Source organism: Rhizobium sp. PEPV16 (assembly GCF_008919455.1).
In the GTDB taxonomy this organism is placed as follows: domain Bacteria; phylum Pseudomonadota; class Alphaproteobacteria; order Rhizobiales; family Rhizobiaceae; genus Rhizobium; species Rhizobium leguminosarum_Q.
Window position 1 is genome coordinate 6,063 of sequence record NZ_VSZV01000211.1, and the last position, 7,515, is coordinate 13,577.

The 7,515-nt window shown below is 61.6% G+C and carries 7 protein-coding genes; 1 reads left to right on the forward strand and 6 read right to left on the reverse strand.

Annotated elements, in window-relative coordinates; genetic code table 11:
* The 3 genes from FY112_RS06485 to FY112_RS06495 all read right to left on the reverse strand — a co-directional run.
* Positions 1-1,574, reverse strand: a 1,574-nt coding sequence (locus FY112_RS06485; RefSeq protein WP_246700621.1) for a PhoX family phosphatase, incomplete at its 3' end; no start/stop codon positions are given.
* A 428-nt stretch (positions 1,575-2,002) separates the two neighbouring features.
* The gene (gene ilvC / locus FY112_RS06490; protein WP_003560822.1) at positions 2,003-3,022 is read right to left on the reverse strand and encodes a ketol-acid reductoisomerase; all 1,020 of its coding nucleotides are present in this window, start codon (positions 3,020-3,022) and stop codon (positions 2,003-2,005) included.
* Between the two features lie 49 nt (positions 3,023-3,071).
* Complete coding sequence (locus tag FY112_RS06495) at positions 3,072-3,737, reverse strand: TetR/AcrR family transcriptional regulator C-terminal domain-containing protein (protein WP_017961202.1); 666 nt, start codon at positions 3,735-3,737, stop codon at positions 3,072-3,074.
* 174 nt (positions 3,738-3,911) lie between these two features.
* Here FY112_RS06495 and FY112_RS06500 point away from each other — a divergent pair, with 174 nt between their 5' ends.
* Positions 3,912-4,058 (forward strand): hypothetical protein, encoded by a 147-nt coding sequence (locus FY112_RS06500; RefSeq protein WP_165504152.1) that lies wholly within the window; start codon positions 3,912-3,914, stop codon positions 4,056-4,058.
* Between the two features lie 32 nt (positions 4,059-4,090).
* Here FY112_RS06500 and FY112_RS06505 read toward each other — a convergent pair whose 3' ends face one another.
* The 3 genes from FY112_RS06505 to FY112_RS06515 form a co-directional block, all read right to left on the reverse strand.
* Positions 4,091-5,773 (reverse strand): hypothetical protein, encoded by a 1,683-nt coding sequence (locus FY112_RS06505; protein WP_151518004.1) that lies wholly within the window; start codon positions 5,771-5,773, stop codon positions 4,091-4,093.
* Positions 5,773-6,831 carry a glycosyltransferase family 2 protein gene (locus FY112_RS06510; RefSeq protein WP_017961204.1) on the reverse strand — a complete coding sequence of 353 codons (1,059 nt, stop codon included), beginning with the start codon at positions 6,829-6,831 and terminating at the stop codon, positions 5,773-5,775. Before FY112_RS06510 ends, FY112_RS06505 begins: the two co-directional genes overlap by 1 nt.
* Positions 6,832-6,919: 88 nt before the next feature.
* The coding region (locus FY112_RS06515) for an AraC family transcriptional regulator (RefSeq protein ID WP_151518005.1) at positions 6,920-7,515 on the reverse strand (596 nt) is incomplete at its 5' end.

The window sequence follows — 7,515 nt, forward strand, 5'->3', positions numbered from 1 at the left end:
ACGGCCGCAACCGAGGGATCGCCGCACTTCAGGAGCACTTCCCACTTGCCCGATGTGGCAGTGAAATCGCCGTCGTTTTCAGAGATCTCGATGATGTGGCCGAAGGCGTTTTCCGCGCGCGGATTTGCGGCATCCACCTGGTCGGCCTTGCGGCGGGTGTTGTTGGTCAGCATGACATAGACCTTGCCGTTGACGCTGTTCGGCTGGACGTCTTCCGGGCGGTCCATCTTGGTGGCGCCGAGCGCGTCACCGGCGCGACGACATTCGATCAGCACATCGGCCTGGCTGGTGAAGCCGTTTTCTGCCGTCAGCGGGCCTTGGCCAAAGACCAGCGGCAGCCACTGCATGGTGCCGTCCTCATTGAACTTGGCGACATGGAGCGTGCCGCTGTCGAGCAGGTTCATATTGGCGGCGCGATCATTCAGGCTGAACGCTGCTGATGTCACGAACTTGTAGACATAGTCGAAGCGCTCGTCGTCGCCGAGATAGAAGACGACTTTGCCGTTCTTGGCGACGATCGACTCGGCGCCCTCGTGTTTGGTGCGGCCGAGCGCGGTTCGCTTCTTCGGCACCGACGCCGGGTCCATGACGTCGACTTCGACGATCCAGCCGAAACGGTTCGGCTCGTTCGGCTCTTTGGAAAGATCGAAGCGGTCGTAGAAATTGGCCCACTCGTAGGCGCCTTCCGGAACGCCGTAACGCTTATAGTTCGGGGCTTCCTTATGACCTTCCGGCAGCGCGCCGGAGAAATAGCCGTGAAAATTCTCTTCCGCCATGATGTAGGTGCCCCAGGGCGTGACGCCGCCGGCGCAGTTGTTGATCGTGCCGATGGAGCGGGTGCCGGTCGCGTCGGCACTGGTCTTCAAGCGGTCGTTTCCGGCGGCGGGGCCGGTGATTTCCATCGCTGTGTTGGCGGTGATGCGGCGATTGTACTTGCCGTCGGTGACGACCTGCCACTTGCCACCCGTCTTGCGGATCTCGACGATGGTGCCGCCATGGGCCGCCATCTCGACATCCACCTGTTCCTTGCTGAGCGCGCCCTGCTTGATCTTGCCGTCGACCACCTGGACGAGGCCGGGGAACATCAGGTGCGGGTTCGTGTATTCATGATTGACGACGAGCAGGCCGTGCTCGCTGGATCCTTCGAGCGGAATGAAGCCGACATAATCGTTGTTGTAGCCGAACTGCTTGCTCTGTGCATCGGCCGTCTGCTTCGCCGGATCGAATTGCGGGGCACCCGGCAGCACCGCATCGCCCCAGCGCAGCAGAATATCGGCATCATAACCTTCAGCGATATGATGCTTGTCATCGACGCCGGCCTCCACTTCGGAGAAGTTGAAGGCAGAGCCCTTATTGTCTGCAGCGCGCGCCTCGTCCGCGCTCATCAGCGCGATCGGGCTTACCGTGGCTGCAATGGCGGAAACGGCAAGTGAGCCCTGCAGAAAATTGCGGCGTGAAAAACGCTTGCCGATGATTTCACCCATCGTCGGATTGGCGCTGGTGTTGTGGCCGTCACCATCCGCGTCTTCGAGCTGAGTCGTCGGGAAAATCCTCTGGGAAAGATGCTCGTTCATCCAATACCTCCACGGTTTAAAACTGGTGTCAAATTGTCTTGTTTTAGATCCATTCTAAACCTAAAGGCGCGATATTACGGTTTTGCGACAGAAACGTCTTGGGGATGCTGTTCTCTCTCAGGCAGCAGCGACACGGCTCAATGAAGGCCAAGACCAGACATTGCCGTAGTCGGCACGTTGCCTCCGCCCTATGATTCCTGCGTCATGAAGATGAGACAATGGATCGCTCGATGAGCTCTCCGACACGAATGAGGCTTTCGAGCGCGCCTTGACCGGTCCCTATGCCGGGTCTGCGACCCCTCAGGTCCACCAGATGCTTGGCCATGCCACGATCCAGGGAGGCCTCTCGTGTCGCAGAGAGGCATCAAGCCTAGCCGCCTCGCAAAGCGCGCCGCATGAACCAGGTTCGATGCGGCGCGGAAAATCGCTTAGTTGACCGACTTGTCGACCAGTTTGTTCTTGCCGATCCAGGGCATCATGCCGCGCAGCTTGGCGCCGACTTCTTCGATCGGATGGCTGTCGTTCAGGCGGCGGATGCCCTTGAAGCGCGAGCCGCCGGCGCGGTATTCCTGCATCCAATCGGACGTGAACTTGCCGGTCTGGATGTCCTTGAGGACGCGCTTCATTTCGGCCTTGGTCTCGGCAGTGATGATGCGCGGACCGGAGACATATTCGCCCCACTCGGCCGTGTTGGAGATCGAGTAGTTCATGTTGGCGATGCCGCCTTCATAGATCAGGTCGACGATGAGCTTCACTTCGTGCAGGCACTCGAAATAGGCCATCTCAGGCGCGTAACCGGCTTCGGTGAGCGTTTCGAAACCGGCGCGGATGAGTTCGACGAGACCGCCGCAGAGAACGACCTGTTCGCCGAAGAGGTCGGTTTCGCACTCTTCGCGGAAGTTGGTTTCGATGATGCCCGAACGGCCGCCGCCGACGCCGCAGGCGTAGGAGAGAGCGAGTTCAAGCGCATTGCCGGAAGCGTTCTGGTGAACGGCAACGAGGCAGGGAACGCCGCCGCCCTTCTGGTATTCGCCGCGAACCGTGTGGCCCGGGCCCTTCGGTGCGATCATGACGACGTCGACCGAAGCCTTCGGCTCGATGAGGCCGAAGTGAACGTTGAGGCCGTGAGCGAAGGCGATGGCTGCGCCATCGCGGATGTTGCCGGCGATGTCGGCCTTGTAGATGTCGGCCTGCAGTTCGTCCGGGGTCGCCATCATCATCAGGTCGGCCCAGGCGGCAGCTTCGGCAACCGTCATGACCTTGAAGCCATCGGCTTCGGCCTTCTTGACGGTCGGCGAACCGGCCTTGAGTGCGATGACGACGTTCTGGGCGCCGCTGTCCTTGAGGTTCAGCGCATGGGCACGGCCCTGCGAACCATAGCCGATGACGGCGACCTTCTTGGCCTTGATGAGGTTGAGATCGGCATCACGATCGTAGTAGACGCGCATTTGAAGTTCCTTCCCTTTGCTTGTCTTGTTGACTGTCATTAAAGCGGAATCAGCCGAGAACCGGCATCTCCGCCAGAACCTTGTCCGTGCCATAAAGCCTGAGGAAGGCGGTGACCGCCCTCTCCGCCTGGCGTGCGGTATCCTTGAGGCCTGGTTCGCCGAGCAGCATGCGCACATGCAGGTCGGAGACAACAAGGCCGTAAAGCGTGTGATAAGCCTCGTCGGCATCGGCAAAACGCAGGAGCCCTGCCCTTTTGCCGGCATCGATCAGCGCCATGGCGCGCCGGTCGATCTGGCGACGGCCGCGCTCGAGCAGCAGTTTGCCGAGTTTCGAGCCGTCGCGGTTCGACTGCCCGATCGCCAGCCGGTTGAGCGCCAGCGAGACGTCGCCGGCAAGCACCTCCAGCAAGTCACGCGCAAAAATGACGACATGGTCGTGCAGGCTCGCCGCCGTCAGCCGCTCGCCGTTGCGCTCGAAGGTGCGCACCTTGCTGGCCTGATAGGCGATCATCGCCGACAGCAGCCCGTCGCGATCGCCGAACCACTTGTAGAGGCTTTCCTTCGAGCAATTGGCGGCTCGCGCCACACCCGAGGTCGTCAGCGCCTTCTCGCCGCCATCGACAAGCAACTGCAGCGCCTGCTCCAGAACGGCGTTCTGGCGCGGCGAAAATTCGCTCGGCTCTGCGGTATCGACGGACACGGTCATGGCTCCCATATACGTACCGTACGGTACGGTTCGTGAGGTTTATGCGATAAACCGATCAGGTCGTCAAGAAGCCTGGATAGATTTTTTTAATACGGGAAACCGCGATGAAACACCAGAATTGGATAGGCGCGAATCCTCGGTGATCGCATAATGTCGCGCTATACCACTTGCCCGGAGGCTCCGATGTCACGCCTTTCAGCAGCTCTTCTCCTGCTCGGAGCAATCCTCCTTGGCGGCTCAAGCGCACTCGCGCAGTCCGACAGCGACGTCTACAAGAGTGCTGAGGATTTCAGCTTCCGCTTGCCAAGTGCCGTGCCGACAAGGCGCTGAAATTTCCCGGCTGATCCGCGAAGAGCCGCAGTCTATGACGCCCTCATGCAACCCGCGGGGATCGACAGAGGCTCCGCCGGCATCGTCTTCTCGATCGCGTATAGCTTCGCGAAACCCGCATCTTCGACCAGCATCAGGCCCGCCGGCATCAAGGTGCCGACATAGCGGTCGGGGATATCGGCATTGGCGACGAGGACGAAATCGAAACGCCTACGCCAATCCGACAGATAAGGCGTAAAGTTTCTATATTCCTGCATCATTGCCGGGCATGAAAGCACGCCGGTCGACAGCAGATTGCCCTCGGGAACCGCGATCTCAGACCATGACGACAGAACGGATAACGGCTGCTTGCCTTTTGCCGTGAAGAGCGTCGGCACGAAAGCATGCGACAAGGGCACGGCGAGTGTCGGCAGGTGCCGGAAAGTATCCAACCCCCAGGCAAAATGCCGGTTGGAGTGAGCAAGACCGCTCACTGTCTCAGGTTCATGGCCCAGAGGCAGCACGGCTGCGCCGGCCGGCACCTTTTTAAGCACAGTCTCGACGGCGGCAACATCCTTCTGTGCCAGCCACCAGTTCCAGCCGACCCAGCCGGTGCGGCCGAAGACCGCGAGATTGATGATGAGCGCCAGCAGCATCGCCTGCCGGCGCGTCAGATTGGCGAAGGGGCACACCATCGCCATGGCGACGAGCGCCGTCATGATCGGAAAGCGCCAACTGATCCATCCGGTGCCGAGCATGTGGCGAGGCGAAACACAGGAGAGCAGCAGCAGGCCGCAGGCGGCAACGGCAAGCCCAGCATGCAGGCGAATATCGCCCGCGCGGACGGCACGCGTGCAGATGAGGATCAGCGGCAGAACCAGCACGACATCCACCACCGGGACATAGGTCGTGATGGCGGAGAACAGATTAAGGACGATCAGGACGATACCGTCGTTCCAGGCAAGGCCAAGACCGTTGCCGCCGGCATTGGGCAAAGCCGCCGTATGGAGATAGCGCGCGAGCGGCGGCAGGACGCAGGCGCCGAGCGCCAGCGCCAAACGGCCGGCGAGCCTCATCAGAGCCGCCTTCGATCGCACTATATCGATGCGCCAGGAAAATTCGAGGCCGCAGACGATCGCCATATAAAAGCCAAGCGCGAAGAGATGCATCACCGTCAGCAGCAGCGCGGCGGCAAGCCGCCAGGCAAAAACCAGGGCGGGATTTCTGCGCTGCAGCCGCAGATCGACGCAGGCGAAGAACAAGGCCATGCCGAGGCCGATCTGGAAGTTGATGAAGCCGCCGATCATGGTGGCGCACCAGCCGAGCGACAGCATGGCGGTCTGCCAATGGTGCCGGCCGCCGAAAAGCGCGCGGTGCAGGCCGATTCCCCCTAGCGGCGGCAGCACGATCGCCAGGAAAAGCAAAGCCCGCGCCAGCCTGTCTGCGCCGACAAGCGGCCCCAGCCAGGTGGCTAGAACATCGATCCCGACATTGGTGAAGGTGCGGTTCCAATCGACGGCATAGATCTCAGGAAACGGCTGCTCGCCGATCCCGCCCGAAAGGAGCCAGATACGGGCGTAGTGATTGGCATAATCGAGAACCGGCGGAAAGGGAAACAGGAGGACCAGAGCCGCCACAAGTCCGACGAATGCGACGATCGCAACGGTGGAATCCTGCCTGGCGATCGATTCCTCAGGCCCGGCTGTGGCCACAGCAGGCGCGGCCATCCGGTCCATTATCCGATCCGGCTGTTCTTGTGCGAGCGCGGCGGCTCTTCGGATGCAAAGGCCGCATCCAGCGCGGCGCGTTTATCGCTGGCGCTCATCTCCGAAAAAGCGGTCGACAGCTCGGCGTGTTCGCTGCCGCGCACGATCGTCTCGATCATGAATATCGGTCGCCTCTTGCTCTCCTGTACCAGACGGCCGAGATACTCGCCGATGATGCCGATGCAGATCAGCTGGATGGCGCTGAAGGCGCTGACCGCGGCCATAATCGACGACCAACCGGTGACCGTCTCGCCCTGCAGCCAGCGAACGAAGGTATAGACGAGCAACGCGATCGCGACACCGGCGCTCATCATGCCAAGCCATGTGGCTATACGCAGCGGCGTCGTTGAAAAGCTGGTGATCGCATCCAGCGCAAAATTGATCATCTTGCGCAGCGGATATTTCGTCGTGCCGGCAAAACGGGCGTCGCGCTCGTAAGGCAGCGCCACCTGCCTGCCGCCGATCCAGCTGACCATGCCGCGGATGAAGCGATCGCGCTCCGGCATCGCCAGCAGGATATCGACGACGCGCCGGCGCATCAGTCGGAAATCTCCGGTGTCGCGCGGGATGGTCACGGAAGCGAGTTTGGACAGGGCGCGATAGAAAAGTGAAGCGGAGGCGAGCTTGAACCAGGTTTCGCCCTGGCGGCGCGTACGCTGGCCATACACGACATCGGCGCCGCGCTCCATGATTGGCATCATCATCAAAAGCAGCTCGGGCGGATCCTGAAGATCGGCGTCGATCAAAAGCACGCGCTCTCCCCGCGACGCGGCAAGACCCGCCGTAGATGCCAGCTGGTGGCCGTGATTGCGCAGAAGACGAACGCCGAGTAGCTGCGGAACATCGGCCGCCAGATCGGAGATGATCTCCCACGTGCGGTCGGACGAGCCGTCATCGACGAGAATGAGCTCGAAGCCATCGCCGGCAACACTATACGCGGCAGCGGCGGCGCGGCGGCAGAATTCGCGCAAGCCCTCTTCCTCGTTGTGACAAGGAGCGACGATGGAGAGAAACGGTGCTTGCGTCATGCGGACATCTGGGCCTGCTTGATATCTGCCGCAAGACTAGCCGGAAACGTCAAACAATCCTTTAACGATCGCACCGCGCTTGGCACGTCTATTCCGCCGCCATGGCATCGCGGGCGCCGTCGACATCGCGGGCCGGTGAAGCGCCGTAGAGGCGGCTGTACTCGCGGCTGAACTGCGACGGGCTCTGATAGCCGACGCGATGGCCGGCCGTGCCCGCATCGAGGCGCTCCACAAGCATCAGACGGCGCGCCTCGTGCAGGCGAAGCTGCTTCTGATACTGCACCGGTGTCATCGCCGTTACCGACTTGAAGTGATGATGGAAGGACGACACGCTCATGCTGACGCGGTCGGCAAGGTCCTCGATGCGCAGTGGTCGCGCGAAATTCTCCTTCAGCCATGCGACGGCGCGCGCGATCCTGTTGCTGTGGCTGTCTGCAGTGGCAATGTTAATCAGCCGCGCGCCGGCCGGCCCGGTCAGCACCCGATAGAGGATTTCCTGCTCGATCAGCGGCGCCATCGCCGCAATGTCGTTTGGACGATCAAGCAAGCGCAGCAGTCGCACGGCAGCATCCAGCAGCTCCGGCGAGGCGACGTTCACCACCATCCCGCGCTGCCCGTCGGTATGGGCGGCCGGGCGCGGAATATCGATGCGGCTCAGCAGCTCCAGCAGCTTCTCCGAGTCGA